Source organism: Bacillus marasmi (genome assembly GCF_902168435.1).
Lineage (GTDB): Bacteria > Bacillota > Bacilli > Bacillales > Cytobacillaceae > Bacillus_BU > Bacillus_BU marasmi.
This window is the reverse complement of the sequence record NZ_LR656169.1, coordinates 19,906-38,288: the sequence shown is the minus strand read 5'-3', so window position 1 is coordinate 38,288 and position 18,383 is coordinate 19,906. Positions and strand designations below refer to the sequence as shown.

The window sequence follows — 18,383 nt, the reverse complement described above, 5'->3', positions numbered from 1 at the left end:
TATGAAGGTAACGTTAAGGACAGATGTATTAACTAATAACAACAAAGCAGCAGAATTTAATAGGGAACTATTCTCTGAAACTAATACTTTTGTCATTAATATGATGAGTTCCCCAGGGGCAGGCAAAACAACGTTGCTTGAAGAAACAGTACGAGCTTTATCCGATCGTTATCGAATTGCAGTTATAGAAGGAGACTTGGCTACAGAGCGAGACGCAGATCGCATTCGGGCGATGGGGGCTAAGGCTGTTCAAATTAACACACATGGGGGTTGTCACCTCGATGCAAGAATGATTGCCGCAGCCTTAGCAGAATTGGATTTGGATGAGATAGATTTGTTGTTTATCGAGAACGTAGGAAATTTAGTATGTCCATCAGGCTACGATTTAGGACAGCACAAAAAAATCGCCGTGTTAAGTGTGCCTGAAGGAAATGATAAAATTCCGAAATATCCGCAAATGTTTATGCGCACAGAGTTAGTACTCGTTAATAAGATTGACCTGTTGCCATATTTGAACTTCGATGTCGAGCAAGCCAAAGTAGATTTACAAGCGATAAATCCTGAATCAAAATTAATCCCGATATCAGCAACAACGAAAGAAGGATTGGAAAATTGGCTTTCTTGGATTGAAGGTGCAATGGGTTATGATTTCAGCAAAGAAAATATCAGTTAGAGGAAGAGTTCAGGGGGTAGGATTTCGTCCGTTTGTATTCGCTCTTGCAGATAAGTATGAAATGAAAGGCACCGTTCAAAACAATATGGATGGAGTTAAGATTCATCTAGAAGGAGAAAGTGAACAGCTTTGTTCATTTTTAGAAGACCTTAAAAATAAAGCACCAAGATTGTCGAAGATTGATTCTATTATTGTAAACGATGCTGAAATAGAACATCATTGTGATTTTACAATTATAAAAAGTGAACGTAGTGGTACCTCGATGCTGGTGATTCCGATTGACTCGGCTGTATGTGACGACTGTATTGAAGAAATGCGAAATCCAGATGACTTTCGTTACCGTTATCCGTTTATTAACTGCACTCAATGCGGACCCAGATACACGATTATTCAAGAACTTCCTTACGACCGACCTTATACGACAATGGGTCCTTTTACCATGTGTCCTGACTGTCAAAAAGAATATGGGGATCCATTAAATCGCCGCCACCATGCGCAGCCAATTGCGTGTCCAAAATGTGGTCCACATGTGTTGTTATTCGATTCAAAAGGAGAGTTGCTTGAAATCAATGATCCGATTTCAGAGACTATTAGATTGTTAGAAAAAGGTGCAATTATTGCGGTTAAAGGGATTGGTGGATATCACTTATGCTGTGATGCGAGAAACGAGGAAGCCATTCAAAGCTTACGAATTAGAAAAAATCGAAAAGTAAGGCCTCTTGCTGTGATGGCGGCATCAATTGATGAGGCTAAAAAGTTTGCAGCTGTTAGCAGTCAAGAAGAAGAGATTCTTAAAAGCCCGGAAAGCCCGATAGTGGTTCTTCAGAAAAATCACAAGAAGGAACTTGCAGACAGCATAGCACCTGGCATGAGTACCATAGGTGTAATGCTTCCGTATACGCCGCTGCACCATTTGCTATTTGAAAATTCTAAAGCAAAGTGTCTCGTTATGACCAGTGCCAATCCGTCTGGTTTGCCAATGATCTACACTGAAGATCAAGTTTTCCATTATTTAAAGGGGATTTGCGATTATTATTTAATTCATAATCGAGTTATCTTGCATCCTGTTGATGATTCAGTCGTTCAATTGAACAGTGAAAATCAAGACTTTTTGAGGCGATCAAGAGGGTACGTTCCAGATCCCTTACCCATAAATCGAGATGTAACCGGTATTGTTGCCTTTGGTGGACAACAAAAAACAACCTTTTCCATTGGGAGGAATGAACAAATCTTTGTTGGTCCCCATATAGGTGATTTAGAAAATATCGAAACAATCAATCACTATAAACAAGAATTAAACCATTTATTAAAATGGATTGATATACCGAAAACCACTGCTGTAATCGATGCCCATCCAAGTTATATGTCTAGAGAAATTGCAAAGGACTATCATTTTGATGAGCTAATGGAAATTCAGCATCATCACGCCCATATGGCTGCGTGTATGGGTGAGAATGAAATAGATAGTGAAGCTTATGGCATTATTCTCGATGGAACCGGTTACGGTTCTGATGGTCATATTTGGGGTTTTGAAATACTATATGGTGATTATGGCAAATTTGAACGGCAAGCTCATTTAACTTATACACCATTACCAGGAATCGAAAAGGCTATTAAAGAACCGTGGAGAAATGCAGCGGCTATGTTAATGAGTTTGCTAGGAGAAGAAGGCTTTTGGTTTGCCAATCAATTATTCCCTGATAGGGAAACCCAATTGACCGTTCTTCAAACGATGATGACTAAAAACATTAATACAATCCTAGCTGGAACATGTGGAAGACTATTTGATGCTGTCAGTGCAATGTCCGGAATTTGTCACCTAGCCACGTATGATGGTGAAGCTGCAATAAAATTGAGTGAAAAGGCAGTACATAAGGAATCCATTCATCCTTATTCCTATCAACTTATTAAATCGAATCAAGTACTAATCTTTGATTTTAGCAAAATGTTAAAAGAGATTGCCGAAGATGTCCTAAATCAAGCATCGCTAGAAAATATTAGTAGTAGATTTCATGAAACTATTGTTAGAGCTCTGGTTGAAGTGATGCATATGATGAAAGTAAAGTATCCTTCACGTAATAACCAGGTTGTTCTATCAGGTGGTAGCTTTCACAACCGTTACTTACGTGAGCGACTTACAGTTGAACTTAGCAAACTCGGATTTTCAGTATATAACCATCAAAAGGTTCCATGTAATGATGGTGGTTTATCATATGGACAACTATTAGTAGCAGCAGCAATTAGGGGGGCGAGAACATGTGTGTAGGTGTGCCTGCTAAAGTAATCGAAAAATACGAATACTCAGCTATCGTTGATGTGATGGGTTCACAAACAACTGTTGGAATAATTTTTGTACCAGAAGTGGAAATCGGTGATTTTGTAATTGTCCATGCAGGTCAAGCGATGTCGATTGTCGATGAAGAATATGCCAAAGTCAGTTTAGAAGAGTGGAGGAAAATAACCCATGCTCGAGATTCTAAAACAATCCTCTAATCCTGATATTTGTAGAGCTTTATTATCTGCTGTAAAAGATAAAGCAGAAGAATTTCATTTAGCAATGGGCAGAAAACCCGCTTTTATGGAAGTTTGTGGATCTCATACGATGGCCTTAGCTAAAACTGGGGTAAAACAGTCGCTACTAGGATATGTGAACCTTATTTCAGGTCCTGGCTGTCCCGTCTGTGTAACAGACCAGCATTCGATTGATGCGATGATTGCTCTTGCAGAAGGCGATAATCGGATTATTTGTACATTTGGAGATATGGTACGGGTTCCGGGTTCTAACAAAACCTTGTTACAATCCAAAACAGAAGGAAAGGATGTCCGTGTTTTATATTCTCCGATGGATGCAATCACGATAGCTCAAGAAAATACAGATAAACAAGTCATCTTTCTAGGAATTGGTTTTGAAACGACCATCCCGATTTTAGCGCTACTTGTTGGACAAGCTGATAAACTGAAGCTCCCTAATTTTTCATTATGGATGACAACAAAGCTTGTTGAACCGATTCTTCGCTCATTATTGGAAGCAGGAGAAGTCAATCTTGATGGATTCTTACTCCCAGGGCATGTTTCCATTGTATTAGGGGAAGATTCTTATCATTATTTAGCGAAAGAATATGACGTGTCAGGAGTCATTTCAGGATTTGAACCAGCCGAATTGCTTAGCGGAATATATAGATTGATTGACCTTGCATTAAAAAATGAACCAAAAATCATAAATGACCATCGTTCAATCGTGTCTAAGGAAGGAAATCAAATCGCAAAACAATGGATGGATACTTATTTCACAGTTTGTGACGAATCATGGCGCGGAATTGGTATCATTCCTAATAGTGGTTTGGACTTAAAGCCTGAGTTTGATCGCTTCAATGCCAAAAAACGTTTTGAAATTAAGCTTGGCAGCCCAAGAAAAACAAAATGTCGTTGTGGAGAAGTAATTAGAGGCATTATTTCACCTAATGAATGCCCGTTATTTGCGAAAGCATGTCGGCCAATGAATCCGGTTGGACCTTGCATGGTATCCCAAGAAGGAAGCTGTTCTGCCTACTACCATTACATGAGGGAGAGTTTTTAATGGGACAAATCATCAGTTTAGCCCATGGTGATGGTGGAGAATTGAGCCACCAATTAATCCAGGAACTTTTTGTTGAAGCATTTGGAAACCGAGAGGAATCGATGTTTGATGCCACTCAATTGAGTTTACCAACTTCAGAGATTGCTGTAACAACTGATTCATTTGTAATCAAACCAGTATTTTTTCCAGGGGGGACAATCGGGAAACTAGCGGTAGCCGGTACGGTGAATGATTTAACAGTAAGCGGAGCAAAGCCTTTATATTTAACTTGTGGCTTTGTGATTGAAGAGGGCTTTCCGATTAATGATTTAAAAAAAATAGTCCTTGATATGGCTAATGAAGCGAAGAAAACAGGTGTAGCCATCATTGCCGGGGATACAAAGGTGGTTGAAAGAGGAAGTGCGGATGGAGTCTTCATCAACACAACAGGGATTGGCATAATCGAGAAAAAACTAAACCCGGAATTAATTTTTAACGAAAATGACCAAATCATTATCACAGGAACGATTGGTGATCATGGTATGGCCGTGTTTACTTCACGGGAAAACTTAGGAATTTCTGTGCCGTTATTGAGTGATTGTGCATCTTTAAATCATATGCTGGGGAATGTGATGAAGGAATGTGATGAAGTGCGAATCATGAGAGATCCAACTCGCGGAGGACTTGCGACAACCTTGGTCGAGATTGCTGAAGATTTCTCGCTTACTCTCGTTATCGAAGAAGAAAAGATACCGATTAGGGATGAGGTTCACGGAGCATGTGATTTGCTTGGTTTTGATCCTTTATATTTAGCAAATGAGGGAAAAGCGATCATTATCGTTTCAAAACAAGAATCGCAAAAGGTTTTAGAAATCATTAAGCAGGACCCAATCGGAAAGGATGCAGCGATTATAGGCCATGTTTCTGGTAAAGAAAAAAGTCAATTACTACTGCAAACACCGCTTGGATCAAAAAGGATGTTATCGAGATTAACAGGAACGATGCTACCGAGGATTTGTTAATTTTAATATAATAGAAAAAATAGAGAAAAGCTGACTAGGTTGTCAGCTTTTCTCTATTTTACAGGAATTGCTGTTATAATATATCGATCTGGTGCATTACCTACATACCTAAATGGATAGCATGTTGTAACAGTTAAAACCTCATTGGGTGCAGTTGGTTTTATGACTGTTAAATCATCCGCAGAGACTACTCTTGTCCCTTCGATTTTGTATGTGAATTCTCCAAATGGAACCTTTACAATAAGCTCATCACCAATTTCGAGCTCACCCATTCTTCGAAATACAGTATCACGATGACCTGATAATACAATTTGATCATTTCCTAATGGCCATGCAGTTCCTTTATAGTGCCCAACGCCCTTTTCTAAATCATCCGCATCTGTGCCTTCAACAATCGGAAGCTCAGCTTCAATTCTTGGAATAGACAGGATTCCAACAACATCTCCTGTAAAAGGCGAGAATTCTTCGAGATCGATTTCAGGCCTTTGTAATATTTCATGGGCTTTTTCTAAATTATTCGTTTGTACTGTTTTAGTTTTAAAAATCTGATAAGCACTATAACCAACAATCAATAGGCCTACACTGATTAATAAAAAGGAAAATTTGCGAATCATGATACCCCTCCATCTCTTCACCTATTACTTTATAATATTTCAAGTTGTCGAACAACCGTAGTTTTATAGAAACAGTGTAGAAAAAAGTGAATCATCTTCCATTAATGTCGGAAAATTGTGTATCTGGATAAAAGTTATTAGAATAGGTTTCATTGTCAAAAATGAATCTGTATAATAAGAATTAAGTGCCTAAAGTTAGGAAGTGAAGAATTGAGTAAAATCAAGATTGTAACCGATTCCACTGTAGATTTAACGGATGAGGAAATAAGTCAATATAACTTAGAGGTTGTGCCACTATCTATTCATATTAACGGAGATACTTTTATTGATCGAGTTGACATTACTCCGGTTGAGTTTATTAGAAAAATGAAAGAATCACCTGAACTTCCCAAAAGTTCACAGCCTGCAGTTGGCAAATTTGCTGAAGTCTATGATCGACTTGCAGATGAGGGCTATGAAGTGATTTCCATTCACATGACAGGTGGGATGAGTGGGACTGTTCAGTCTGCTGCTAGCGCAACACAAATGACAAAGGCGAAGGTTCATGTAGTGGATTCCAAGTACATATCAACTGCACTAGCTTTTCAAGTGATTGAAGCAGCAAAGCTAGCTCAGGCTGGAAAAACTGCAGAAGAAATACTAGCGGCTGTTGAAAAAGTTCGTGAACAAACAACGCTTTTTGTCGTAGTAGATACATTGGAGAACTTGATAAAAGGTGGGAGAATTGGTAAAGGGCAAGGAATGATTGGATCTTTGTTAAATATAAAGCCAATTGCTACCCTTGATGGTGGTGTATATACACCTGTTGCCAAAGTTAGAAGCCACTCGCAAGTTGTGAAATATTTAGCGAAGCAGTTTGTTGAAGAGACGAAGGGGAAAACAATCCATGGTGTAGGGATTGTACATGTAGAAGGTCTTGATTTAGCCAATAAGCTAAAAGATGCTATTTATGAGTTAACAGGATATGCTGATGTTGACATTCGCTATACCACTCCTGTAATAGGAACCCACACTGGTGTAGGAGCGATTGGATTTATGTATTATTGTGAATAAACGACAAGAAAAAAGGGAAAGGTTGGTATTTCGACATCTTTTCCTTTTTTCTTTTCAAAAGGTTTGTTAGAATAAATTTCAGATATATTAGAATAAAGTGGGTGGGAGCAATGTTTAAAAAAGCGAGTATGTTTGTAATCGTTATCATTCTTTCTATTATTATTTCTGCATGTGGACAAAATGAGATTAAAAATGCAAAAAATTGGCCAGTTAAGGATTTTACATATACTGACCAAGAGGGTAAGTCATTTGGTTTATCAGACTTAAAGGGGAAGGTATGGGTTTCTGATTTCATCTTCACCTCCTGTGCTGATGTATGCTTACCAATGACAGCCAATATGGCTAAGCTGCAACAAATGCTGAAAGATGAAGGAATCGAAGATGTTGAGCTTGTCTCGTTTAGTGTTGATCCAGCAGTAGATACTCCAGATCGTTTAAAAATGTTTGCTGATAACTTTAATGCTGATTATAGTAATTGGCATTTCCTAACTGGCTATACTCAGGAAGAAATTGAACAAAAGGCATTAAAGGATTTTAAAGCAGTCGTGAAAAAACCTGAAAATGAAGATCAAGTTATTCATGGGATTGATTTTTATTTAATGGATCAAGACGGTAAAATTGTTGCATATTACGATGGTCTTGATGAAATCCCATATAAACAAATCATAAAAGATATAAAAACATTACAAAAATAACCTTCTTCGGAGGGTTTTTTTCTTATTCATAGAGGGGATAATTATGCAGAAACAAAAAATAGGAGATTACATAAAGATGAAGAATATATGGAAAAGCTTATTTTTAATATTACTTTCCTTAAACATATTACTAGTGACTATATTGATCATATTTTTAACTTCTCCTGCGGAAAATAAACCATTAGAAAATACTTCACCTGACATAAATGCGGTATCCTTTCTAATTCAAGGAAAAAAAAAGGACGTTAATACGGTTATTAATCAATATTTAAAAGAGCAAAATGATGGAGTGATTGATTATAGCATTCAATTAGATGATTATGTAAATTTATTTGGAACATTTCCTTTTCTAAATCAAAATATTGATATGAAGCTAGTGTTTGAACCCAAGGCATTGGAAAATGGTGATCTTATTTTACAGGAAAGGCAAATATCGATTGGGAAATTAAACCTTCCATCAGCAACTGTTTTAAGGATTGTTGACAGCTTTTATAAATTTCCAGAGTGGGTTACGATACAGCCAAATGAGGAACAAGTGTATGTTGATCTTCAGTCATTAAAATTAAAAAGTGATGTTCAAATCGTTGCAAATCAATTCGATTTAAAGCAGGATCAAATAATCTTTACGCTTTTAGTTCCGGTAAAAGAGCAGTCAAAGTAAAAGAATAAAATGGACTGTCCTCTACGAATGAGGTCAGTCCGACAACTTGCTTATGACATTAATCTTAATTGTTAATTTTCAATTTACATAAAATGAAAACGACCAGTCCTCCGGTCGTCTAGCCTCTTATAACGAATGTCTCAAAGGATCGCTCATTTTGATGTGAACTTGTTGCAATTATTGAATACACTTCATTTGGGTTAAACTGTAATTCATGAAGTGGTAATAGTACCTCTTTAGTCCCGGCGGTCCTGATTTCAAGGTCAACCGTCATCGGTGTTAATCCTAAATAAGGTGTCGCTTCTTTGTAGGATACTTTAGGGAAGACCACATCCCCTTTAACGACAGCGACATCTAATGGAGGGGTATCCGGTGAAAGGTGAATAAATCGGAATTTGCTTTCCCCAGTTGGTACGTCGAGTTGATCCTGTAGAGTGAGCATGCGCAGCTTCTTTTCAACTCCTATCAACGGTAATGTATAAATTTTCCCAGCTTCCACGGTTATCCGTTTGTTTAATATACTGTTAACTTGATCTTCAGCAGGATAAATATCAAGATGATATTTGCCGCTCGGCATGGATAAATAATTGCTTACTTGTTTATAAGGGAGATTTCGAAAAACGCGGATGGCATTAATATATACATCTACGTTTGGTGTGTCGCTTGAACCGTGCAAAACACGAATAATTCCGTGAGATTGATTCCTTGGTTCTATTTGTCTTTGTTCAGCAATTGCTGCTTGGAATGCTTTTGACAGCGCCCGTAAATGCTTTTGGTAATAATGGATGTGTAAGCTTGGGTCCAAGTATTTATAATAATTAGCCATCACATCATATGAAGCTGCTTTTTCAAAATAATCCTGCCCATTTCTTTTTTGTGGCATATGCATCGCTCCTATCCTTAAGGCTTCTTCGATAACATATGCGCTTTGGGCGAGGGTGGTGTATGTGCTATGTATTTCTCAATTTGATATAAAGAAGTTAAAATAGTGATTATAGTAATAATGAAGTGATAATTTGGAGGTAAAAGATGGAAGGACAATTGAAAAAAGCTACCTTTGCTGGAGGCTGTTTCTGGTGTATGGTTAAGCCGTTCGATGAACAGCCAGGCATCATAAAAGTTGTTTCAGGATACACGGGAGGTCATGTTGAAAATCCTACTTATCAACAGGTTTGTTCAGAAACAACGGGGCATTATGAAGCGGTGCAAATAACCTATAATCCCGAAATATTTCCATATGAGAAATTATTACAGCTGTTTTGGCAGCAAATTGATCCGACCGATGCTGGGGGACAATTCTATAATCGGGGGACCTCGTATCAAACAGTGATTTTCTATCATAATGATGACCAAAAACATATAGCAGAAACTTCTAAAAAGGAACTGGCGGAAAGCGGACGATTTACCAAACCTATAGCTACGAAAATTCTTCCTGTTAGCACGTTTTATCCTGCTGAGGAATATCATCAGGATTATTATAAAAAGAACCCCCCACATTATGAGCGGTACCGCATCGGATCTGGACGGGATGCCTTTATTCGGATGCATTGGGGTGAACAGCATGAAAAGTAAAGATATGGATGAATTGAAGAAAAAATTAACACCAATTCAATTTGAAGTTACACAAAATAATGGGACAGAACCACCTTTCCGAAATGATTATTGGAATGAAACAAGAGAAGGTATTTATGTAGATATCGTATCTGGTAAGCCTTTATTTAGCTCAAAGGATAAATTTGATGCAGGCTGCGGTTGGCCAAGCTTCACGAAACCCCTAGAAGAGGATGAAATCGAGGAGAAACAAGATTATACTCATTTTATGATTCGGACAGAAGTGCGCAGTAAAACCGCAAATTCGCATTTAGGACATGTATTTAATGATGGCCCTGACCCAACGGGTTTGCGTTATTGTATCAATTCAGCCTCACTTAGATTTATACCAAAAGAAGAGCTAGAAAAGGAAGGGTACGGGAACTGGTTGGAAATGTTTCATAAGTAAATATGTAGAACGGGTTTTCATGTCTAAACCTAGGCTGAAAACCCGAGAATGGTAACTTATAATGCGATTACGTGCCCAAATCTGTGCTGAAAACTCGAGAGTGGTAACGTATAGTGCGTTTATGTGCCTAAACCTGGACGAGAAACCAGAAAATGGTAACGTTAAGCGTTTGTATGTGCCCAAACCTAATTAGAAATCCTTAAAAGGTAATATAGAACTCCTACATGCTCCCTAATTTACCTCGCCCGTTTAAGCTAAAATGGTACTCTTTATTTATTCGTCATTCCACCCGATAAAATGAATTTCATCGCATCTTCTGGCTTAACATCGATGATTTCAACCTGTTCTTTTGGGATGAGAAATGTAAAACCTGCAACCTGGAACGTTTGTGGAACATAGACGGCGATGTAATCTTCTAGTCCTTGATAAAATTTATCCAGTTCCTCTGCAGTAACAAAGCCCATGCTCTTCATCCCCGTTCCTGGGATGGTAACTAAAGCAACTTTGGAAAATGACTTTTTTTCACCAAGGAAGGAATGAATCGTATCTTTTATGACTGAATACACCGTCTTAACTAAAGGGATATTCTCTAAAATTCGGTCAATAATCCGGATGACTCTACCAGTAATAAATTTCGTGGATAACCATCCTAGTAAAGTAATGAGTCCGAGTGTGAGCAATAACCCAATTCCAGGAATGTAATCATCCTTTAAATAAGGCTTAAGTAGATTCCCAAGAATACTATCAAGAAACATAAAGGTTTTATAACATACATATACTACTAAAATAATTGGGACAATTGTCAAAATACCATTTATAAAGCTTTTGATTAAATTTCTCACCTGTTGATATCCTCCAACGAAATAAAATAATACATCAATTTAGTGTATCAAAAATTTAGTAAATCGTGTAATTTTTAGTTGAACGATAAGAATTTTCACTGATGTAATTAGTTGATATAAAAAAGTTTAGGCGAAAACACATGCGAGACAAGAACCTACAACATACCTTATCAATGTACACTGAACAACAAAGAGGAGTGATGAGGTATGCATTTTGGTCATGGCGGCTTTGGCTGTGGCGTAACCGCACCAATGTATACAAGCTGTGGTTATGGGTATGGCTATGGGTACGGGAATTGGTTTGCATTAATCGTAGTACTATTTATCTTGTTAATTATTATCGGAGCAAGCTGCTACGGTAAGTAAATGAATTGAGAATGTGACTCACGGATAACATCCGTGAGTTTTTGTTATTACGAATGATTTTATGCGATACTCATATAATGTTCGTGTTTTGTTTGACTAGCCCAGTAGATTCTGTTATATTTACGGATGGGATAACGAAATATACGAAGATCACTTACGTCTGGGGGAAGTCTTAATGAGATCGAATTATGATGTGATTGTAGTTGGTGCAGGACCAGCTGGAATTTTTACGTGCTATGAATTAACTTTAAAAATGCCTAATGCTAAAGTATTACTCGTGGATAAAGGCCATGATATTTATAAACGAAATTGTCCTATTTTACAAAAGAAAATCGAAAAGTGTCCTCCTGCAGCAGGTAGAAAGGAATTTGCCGGCTGTCTTCCAGCTTGTTCGATTACAAATGGATTTGGTGGTGCTGGAGCATACTCCGATGGGAAATTCAATATTACGAGCGAATTTGGTGGATGGATGACGGATTATCTTCCAGAGTCCACCGTTATTGATTTAATAAAATATGTAGATAACATCAATTTGTCCCACGGGGCAACTGAAAGCATCACAGACCCGTTGACCGATAAGGTTAAGGAAATTGAAAAACGCGGTTATGCGGTTGGATTGAAATTGCTTCGTGCCCAAGTTCGTCATTTAGGTACCGAACAAAATCTGCAAATTATGGCGAGTATATTTGAGTATTTAAACGAAAAAATCGATATGGCATTTAAAACGGAAGTTGAAGATTTGATTACGGAAAAAACAAGCGATGGCATAAAGGTGTGCGGAATTCAATTGAAAAATGGGGAAGCTCTTCATGCCGAAAAAGTGGTCATAACACCAGGTCGTGATGGCTCGACATGGTTAGCTGATATATTAAAGGCACGCCGCATGGGAATGATTAATAATCAAGTAGATATCGGGGTTCGTGTGGAAACTTCTAATATAGTGATGCAAGAGATTAATGAGCATTTGTATGAGGGGAAGTTCGTTTATAATACCTCTGTTGGAACGAGAGTGCGTACCTTCTGCAGCAATCCTTCCGGTCATGTTGTGGTAGAAAATCATTCTGGTACGATGCTTGCCAATGGACACGCCTATCGTGATCCGAAATTGGGAAGCCCTAATACAAATTTTGCGTTGCTTGTGTCCCACACTTTCTCAGAGCCTTTTGACCAGCCAAATGAATATGCACATGTAATTTCGCGGTTGGCAAATGTGTTATCAAACGGCGGATTAATTGTCCAAAAATATGGGGATATATTAAAGGGTAGACGTTCAACGGTGAAGCGGATTAAGGAAAGCTTCGTTGAACCTACGTTAAAGGAAGCAGTTCCGGGAGATTTAGGTCTTGTACTTCCTTATAATACGATGAAAAGTTTAATAGAAATGACAGAAGCCTTAAACCATGTTACGCCTGGTTTAGCATCAGAGCATACACTATTTTATGGCGTTGAAGCGAAATTTTATTCAGCTCGTCCGAAGCTAAACGACCGTTTCGAAACTGAAATAAGCGGTCTGTATGTAGGTGGAGACGGGGCAGGTATCACGCGTGGCCTTGCTCAAGCTAGCGCATGTGGCGTCTGGATAGCTAGAGATATTATTGAAAAGGTGCAATCAAGCAAATCAGACAAAAAGGTAATAGTGAAGTAATATTGAGCCTAGAGGAATCTTTTCCTCTAGGCTTGTTTTATTTCAACAGAACTTTTTTTTATGATAAAATTTAGTATTAGCAAGAATCGGAGGGGATTGTATGTGGGCAGAAAAGCTTCAGCCTGGAGATGAAATTAGGGTCATAGCACCTTCAACAAGCATGCTAATGATTAAAGAAAAACAAATTGAAATTGCTGTTGAACGACTTAAAGCGTTGGGATTTACCATTACTTATGGAAAAAATGTTTATTCACACGATGCACTATACAGTTCATCAATTGAAGAAAGAATTGAAGATCTACACGATGCCTTCCGTGATACGAACGTAAAAGGGATATTAGCTGCAATTGGTGGGTATAGTGCAAATCAATTATTGCAATACATAGATTATGGACTCATTAAAGATAATCCAAAAATATTTTGCGGCTATGGAGATATCACAGCTTTAAGTTTTGCATTCTATCAAAAAACTGGATTGGTAACGTTTGTGGGACCTGACTTAGCAAGTTTTGGTGTGAAGGAAGGGGTAGATTATACGTTACAATCATTTTTGGATGCTGTTACAAATGATTCTCCATTTGAAATCAATCCATCAAGTTTTTGGAGTGAGGACCCTTGGCATTTAGAACAAGATAGTCGAACCTATCATGAGCAAAAGCATTATTTTGTAATTCAAGAGGGCAAAGCTGAAGGGCGTATCATCGGCGGTAATTTATCCACGCTTAATTTATTAAAGGGAACAGAATATATGCCACCATTAAAGGATGCTGTTCTTTTTATCGAGGATGATTTGGAAACACATCCGCATCGGTTTGACCGGGAGCTTCAAGCATTGTTGCAAATCCCTCAAGCGGCTGAACTAAGGGCAATATTAATTGGGCGGTTTCAAGCTGATTCCAATATGACAGAAGCAGCGCTTAAGCATATTATTCTCACTAAGCAGGAGTTAAAGGATATTCCTGTTATTGCAAATGTTAATATCGGTCATGTACAACCTTTTGCAACCCTGCCAATTGGTGCGACGGCAACAATATATGCCAAAGGGATCGAAACAGAAATTTTTATTGAGCAAACGGAATATTAAATTTTTACTGGTGAACAGTTTACAAAAAACAGACACGATTATCGCGTCTGTTTTTTTCATTTTAAAATTGTTTAGTTCATACAATTTTAATAGAAATATTTTTCTATAGCTTTAATGGCTTCCGATGAGAAACGGAGTGATTGTATGGAGCAATCGTACTTAATCAAGCCTATATTGGATGCGAAGTATCCAATGGTTGATTACGGAAAGGGCATATATTTATTTGATCAAGCTGGAAAAAGATATTTGGATGGTTCATCTGGCGCAGTAACTGCGAATATTGGTCACGGTGTGTCTGAAATCATACAAGCGATGCAAAACCAGGCAAATAAAGTTTCTTTTGTCTATCGTTCTCAATTCACCAGTCAGCCCGGGGAGGCACTGGCGCAAAAAATTGCTACTTTAGCAGGTCATGACCTAAATTGGTCCTTTTTTGTAAATAGCGGTTCTGAGGCGACCGAGACTGCAATGAAAATTGCGATTCAATATTGGCAGGAGCAGGGAAAGGGAACGAAAACGAAAATCCTCTCACGCTGGGTCAGCTATCACGGGATAACTATGGGCGCATTGTCAATGTCAGGTCATCCAGGAAGAAGAGCTAGATTTATTCCACACCTTGAAGATTGTCCCTCCATTCATCCGCCATATTGTTACCGTTGCCCGTATCAACTTCAAGCTCCAGAATGCCAAAATCGATGTGCCAAAGAACTTGAAACAGTCATTCAACGAATTGGCAAAGACCATATTGCTGCATTTATCGCAGAGCCGGTGATTGGTGCGGCAGGTGGCGCAATTACTCCTCCAAAGGACTACTATCGAGATATAAAAGATATATGTGAAAAAAACGAGATACTTTTTATAGCTGACGAGGTCATGACTGGTTTTGGTCGAACAGGTAAGGTTCTTGCTTGCGAGCATTGGGAGGTTAAACCAGATATCGTGGCATTAGGGAAAGGGATGGGGGCAGGCTATGCGACCATCGCAGCTACCTTAGTTAGCGATGAAGTGATGGCCCCCATCTTAACTGGTTCAAAGCTTATCATGAGTGGGCATACGTTAAGTGCAAATCCACAAGCTTGTGCGGTTTCTTTAGCAGTCTTAGAGTATTTGGAAAAAGAACAAATCATTTCAAATGTTGATTCAAAGGGGACCTTTTTGCGAAATAAGCTGAATAAGCTCAGTAATCAATTTTCCTTCATAGGAGATGTGAGGGGAAAAGGGTTATTGTTAGGAATCGAATTGGTTGAAAATAAAGTCTCTAAACAGCCCTTTGCAAGAAAGCTACAGGTCACAAAAACGATAATTGAGTTGGCACAGAAAAACGGCTTGCTTATTTATCCTGCAAATGCAGGATTGGACGGAATAAATGGTGATGCAATAATCATAGCCCCGCCATTAACAATCACGAAAAGAGAAATTGAAGAGCTGGTTCGATTATTAACTACGACCTTTACTCAGTTTAATCAGTTACTCCAATCTACTTACAATTGTGAAGGAGAAGGCTAGATGGACAATATATACGGAAAAATCATTCCGTTAGAGGCAGCCATGGAATATTTTTACGATGAAATGACTCTAATGTTTGGAGGCTTTGGAGGGGTTGGCTCACCGCCAACACTCATTGATGGAATCCTTCAAAAAGGAATAAAAAATTTAACATTAGTGGGAAATGATACTGGGTTTCCTGATATCGGAATCGGAAAACTGGTCAGCAAGGGGCGCGCCAAAAAGGTGATTGCCTCACATATTGGTTCTAATCCGATTGCCGGTCAATTAATGACTACTGGTGAACTTGAAGTGGAATTTTCACCTCAAGGAATATTAGCAGAACGGATTCGAGCAGGTGGTGTAGGGTTAGGTGGAATATTAAGTGATATTGGTTTGGAGAATGACATTGTTACTGCAAATAAATCGCAACTCCGTGTAAATGGTCAAACATATATTGTTGAACCAGCGTTAACTGCAGATGTTTCCATTATCTATGCAAAAAAAGCTGACCCATTTGGAAACCTTGTTTACGACAAAAGTGCTCGAAATACGAATCCACTTGTTGCAATGGCTGGAAAGATTACAATTGCTGAAGTTGAAGAATTTGTACCACTTGGAAGCCTCAATCCTGAAGAAATAGTGACCCCTGGAATCTTTGTTTCGAAAATGGTTCACACGAAAGGGGTGGATTGGAAGTGGGCGTGGGAGAAAACAGTAGAGAAATAATGGCGAAACGGGCAGCAAAGGAAATAACCTCAGGAATGGTTGTGAATCTCGGGATCGGAATACCATCTTTAGTTCCAAATTTTTTAGAGGCGAGTAATGTCATGTTTCAAGCGGAAAATGGAATACTTGGCATGGGACCGAGCCCAAGGCTAGGGGAGGAGGATGAAAATCTCTGTAACGCAGGCGGGTTCCCAGTGACAATCGTAAAAGGGACTTCTTACTGTGATAGTGCTACAGCTTTTGCGATGATTAGGACTGGGAAAATTGATATGACAATCTTAGGGGCATTACAGGTAAGTAGTAAAGGGGATTTAGCCAATTGGATTGTTCCCGGTAAAAAAGTGCCGGGAATGGGCGGTGCAATGGAACTTGCGCAAAAGGCAAAAAAAGTGATAGTGCTTATGAATCATACAGATAAGGCGGGAAATCCAAAGATTGTTGAACAATGTCAGCTTCCGTTAACTGCCACTAATTGCGTAGATATGATTATCACGGATATAGCTGTATTTCATGTGCGAAATCAAAGGTTACAGTTAAGTGAAATATTCGCACCCTATACTATCAAGGATGTACAGGAGAAAACTGGATGTAATTTTTCGTTAGCAGACAACATTGACATCCATACGTTTTAGGATAGGAGTGATAGGATGGAACAATTTGTAAAAAAAGCGAGAGAATGGCTGCAAAGTAATAAAACAAAAGGGACGTCTTTGCTAAGAAAATTAGTACAGGAAGGTAGTGTACGTGGTAGGGAAAGTAGTGCACAAGCGGTTGTCATTGAAAAATGCCGTGAACTAGGGTTAAACCTTGATATATGGGAAATTGGCGATGAGGAGTTACGGCAGCATCCGAAATTTTGCTCTGATCGTACTAGTTTTGTAGGTAACCCAAATGTTGTTGGAATTTTACAAGGAACAGGAGGAGGAAAATCAATCATCCTCAATAGCCATATTGATGTAGTACCCGAAGGCGACCTTGAAAAATGGGAGGAGGATCCATTTAGTGGATTAATAAAAAATGGAAAGCTTTTTGGCAGGGGTTCGACAGATATGAAGGGAGGAACCGCTGCTCTTTTACTTGCAATCGAAGCGATTCAAGCTACTCAAATCAAATTAAAAGGCAATGTCATTTTCGAAAGTGTGATTGAAGAGGAAAGCGGTGGTGCCGGAACGCTTGCTTGTCTTTTAAGAGGATATACAGCTGATGCTGCGTTGATTCCTGAGCCAACGAATCTGAAGTTTTTCCCGAAGCAGCAAGGTTCTATGTGGTTCCGTATTAATGTTCATGGAAAATCGGCACATGGTGGTACAAGATATGAGGGAACAAGCGCTATCGATAAGGCGTATCAAATTATCCAAAAGATCCATCAGCTGGAAAAAATAAGAAATGAACGAATGAATGATCCTTTATATGAAAAAATAAAGATACCGATACCGATAAATATTGGAAAAATCAATAGTGGTACTTGGCCTTCATCGGTCCCCGACCTTGCCATTATTGAAGGGAGAATGGGCGTCGCTCCAAATGAAACGATGGAGGCTGCTGAAAAGGAAATGGAGAGTATACTAGAGGAGCTAAAAGCTGTTGATCCATGGTTTAAGGAACATCCCCCAACAATTGAATGGTTTGGTGGAAGGTGGTTACCAGGTGATCTGGATATTGAACACCCATTCGTCGAAGCGGTAGCAAGCGCTTATCGTTCTGTTGTGAAAAAAGAGGCAAAGATTGAAGCCTCGCCGTGGGGAACGGATGGCGGGATCTTATCCCAGGTAGGACACATACCAGTACTTGTATTTGGACCCGGGGTAACCGAAGTAGCACATGATGCCAATGAATATATCCACTTAAAGGATGTGCATCTTGCTGCGGAAATTATCGCCATTTCCATTCTTCGATGGTGTGAAGTAGCGAATTGAAAATTTCCGAGATAAAATAAGAATGAATTTAAGAAATGAATTG

General features: G+C 38.7%; 20 protein-coding genes. 17 read left to right on the top strand and 3 right to left on the bottom strand.

Annotated elements, in window-relative coordinates; translation table 11 throughout:
• Position 1 precedes the first annotated feature (1 nt).
• The 5 genes from hypB to hypE are packed head-to-tail and all read left to right on the top strand — an operon-like array spanning position 2 to position 5,251.
• A complete protein-coding gene (gene hypB / locus FXW34_RS09185; protein ID WP_147533688.1) occupies positions 2 to 673 on the top strand; it encodes a hydrogenase nickel incorporation protein HypB in 672 nt (223 codons plus the stop codon).
• Positions 645 to 2,939, top strand: coding sequence for a carbamoyltransferase HypF (gene hypF / locus FXW34_RS09180; protein WP_147533687.1), 2,295 nt, complete (start codon positions 645 to 647; stop codon positions 2,937 to 2,939). The genes hypB and hypF overlap by 29 nt, the downstream gene beginning before the upstream one ends.
• Complete coding sequence (locus FXW34_RS09175; RefSeq protein ID WP_147533686.1) at positions 2,930 to 3,166, top strand: HypC/HybG/HupF family hydrogenase formation chaperone; 237 nt, start codon at positions 2,930 to 2,932, stop codon at positions 3,164 to 3,166. The genes hypF and FXW34_RS09175 overlap by 10 nt, the downstream gene beginning before the upstream one ends.
• Positions 3,138 to 4,250, top strand: a complete 1,113-nt coding sequence (gene hypD / locus FXW34_RS09170; RefSeq protein ID WP_147533685.1) for a hydrogenase formation protein HypD — start codon at positions 3,138 to 3,140, stop codon at positions 4,248 to 4,250. The genes FXW34_RS09175 and hypD overlap by 29 nt, the downstream gene beginning before the upstream one ends.
• Positions 4,250 to 5,251: a hydrogenase expression/formation protein HypE gene (hypE, locus tag FXW34_RS09165; protein ID WP_147533684.1), complete on the top strand. Its 1,002-nt coding sequence runs from the start codon at positions 4,250 to 4,252 to the stop codon at positions 5,249 to 5,251. The genes hypD and hypE overlap by 1 nt, the downstream gene beginning before the upstream one ends.
• 53 nt (positions 5,252 to 5,304) lie before the next feature.
• Here the strand turns inward: hypE and FXW34_RS09160 are convergent, their stop codons facing one another.
• Positions 5,305 to 5,865: a class D sortase gene (locus tag FXW34_RS09160; RefSeq protein WP_147533683.1), complete on the bottom strand. Its 561-nt coding sequence runs from the start codon at positions 5,863 to 5,865 to the stop codon at positions 5,305 to 5,307.
• Between the two features lie 210 nt (positions 5,866 to 6,075).
• Between FXW34_RS09160 and FXW34_RS09155 the strand changes: the two genes are divergently transcribed.
• From FXW34_RS09155 to FXW34_RS09145, 3 genes are all read left to right on the top strand, one after another.
• Positions 6,076 to 6,918, top strand: a complete 843-nt coding sequence (locus tag FXW34_RS09155) for a DegV family protein (RefSeq protein WP_147533682.1) — start codon at positions 6,076 to 6,078, stop codon at positions 6,916 to 6,918.
• Positions 6,919 to 7,028: 110 nt separating this feature from the next.
• Positions 7,029 to 7,613: an SCO family protein gene (locus tag FXW34_RS09150; RefSeq protein ID WP_147533681.1), complete on the top strand. Its 585-nt coding sequence runs from the start codon at positions 7,029 to 7,031 to the stop codon at positions 7,611 to 7,613.
• A 76-nt stretch (positions 7,614 to 7,689) separates the two neighbouring features.
• Positions 7,690 to 8,274 carry a YpmS family protein gene (locus tag FXW34_RS09145; RefSeq protein WP_147533680.1) on the top strand — a complete coding sequence of 195 codons (585 nt, stop codon included), beginning with the start codon at positions 7,690 to 7,692 and terminating at the stop codon, positions 8,272 to 8,274.
• A 118-nt stretch (positions 8,275 to 8,392) separates the two neighbouring features.
• On the opposite strand, the gene FXW34_RS09140 is transcribed toward FXW34_RS09145, so the two are convergent.
• Entirely contained in the window at positions 8,393 to 9,157 is a 765-nt protein-coding gene (locus tag FXW34_RS09140) for a DUF4397 domain-containing protein (RefSeq protein WP_147533679.1), read from the bottom strand.
• Positions 9,158 to 9,303: 146 nt separating this feature from the next.
• On the opposite strand from FXW34_RS09140, the gene msrA reads away from it, so the two are divergent.
• Positions 9,304 to 9,846 carry a peptide-methionine (S)-S-oxide reductase MsrA gene (msrA, locus tag FXW34_RS09135; RefSeq protein ID WP_147533678.1) on the top strand — a complete coding sequence of 181 codons (543 nt, stop codon included), beginning with the start codon at positions 9,304 to 9,306 and terminating at the stop codon, positions 9,844 to 9,846.
• Positions 9,836 to 10,273, top strand: a complete 438-nt coding sequence (gene msrB, locus FXW34_RS09130) for a peptide-methionine (R)-S-oxide reductase MsrB (RefSeq protein WP_147533677.1) — start codon at positions 9,836 to 9,838, stop codon at positions 10,271 to 10,273. The genes msrA and msrB overlap by 11 nt, the downstream gene beginning before the upstream one ends.
• 269 nt (positions 10,274 to 10,542) lie before the next feature.
• Here msrB and FXW34_RS09125 read toward each other — a convergent pair whose 3' ends face one another.
• Positions 10,543 to 11,115, bottom strand: coding sequence for a DUF502 domain-containing protein (locus tag FXW34_RS09125; protein ID WP_147533676.1), 573 nt, complete (start codon positions 11,113 to 11,115; stop codon positions 10,543 to 10,545).
• 207 nt (positions 11,116 to 11,322) lie between these two features.
• On the opposite strand from FXW34_RS09125, the gene FXW34_RS09120 reads away from it, so the two are divergent.
• The 7 genes from FXW34_RS09120 to FXW34_RS09090 all read left to right on the top strand — a co-directional run bounded on the left by FXW34_RS09120 (position 11,323) and on the right by FXW34_RS09090 (position 18,340).
• On the top strand, positions 11,323 to 11,481 hold the full coding sequence (locus tag FXW34_RS09120; protein ID WP_281292927.1) for a YjcZ family sporulation protein: 159 nt from the start codon (positions 11,323 to 11,325) through the stop codon (positions 11,479 to 11,481).
• A gap of 175 nt (positions 11,482 to 11,656) precedes the next feature.
• Positions 11,657 to 13,126 (top strand): NAD(P)/FAD-dependent oxidoreductase, encoded by a 1,470-nt coding sequence (locus FXW34_RS09115; RefSeq protein ID WP_147533675.1) that lies wholly within the window; start codon positions 11,657 to 11,659, stop codon positions 13,124 to 13,126.
• Positions 13,127 to 13,226: 100 nt separating this feature from the next.
• Complete coding sequence (locus FXW34_RS09110; protein ID WP_147533674.1) at positions 13,227 to 14,210, top strand: S66 family peptidase; 984 nt, start codon at positions 13,227 to 13,229, stop codon at positions 14,208 to 14,210.
• Between the two features lie 144 nt (positions 14,211 to 14,354).
• A complete protein-coding gene (locus FXW34_RS09105) occupies positions 14,355 to 15,716 on the top strand; it encodes an aspartate aminotransferase family protein (protein ID WP_147533673.1) in 1,362 nt (453 codons plus the stop codon).
• A complete protein-coding gene (locus FXW34_RS09100; RefSeq protein ID WP_147533672.1) occupies positions 15,717 to 16,424 on the top strand; it encodes a CoA transferase subunit A in 708 nt (235 codons plus the stop codon).
• A complete protein-coding gene (locus FXW34_RS09095; RefSeq protein WP_147533671.1) occupies positions 16,394 to 17,056 on the top strand; it encodes a 3-oxoacid CoA-transferase subunit B in 663 nt (220 codons plus the stop codon). Before FXW34_RS09100 ends, FXW34_RS09095 begins: the two co-directional genes overlap by 31 nt.
• Before the next feature lie 15 nt (positions 17,057 to 17,071).
• Positions 17,072 to 18,340, top strand: coding sequence for a peptidase (locus FXW34_RS09090; protein WP_147533670.1), 1,269 nt, complete (start codon positions 17,072 to 17,074; stop codon positions 18,338 to 18,340).
• Positions 18,341 to 18,383 lie beyond the last annotated feature (43 nt).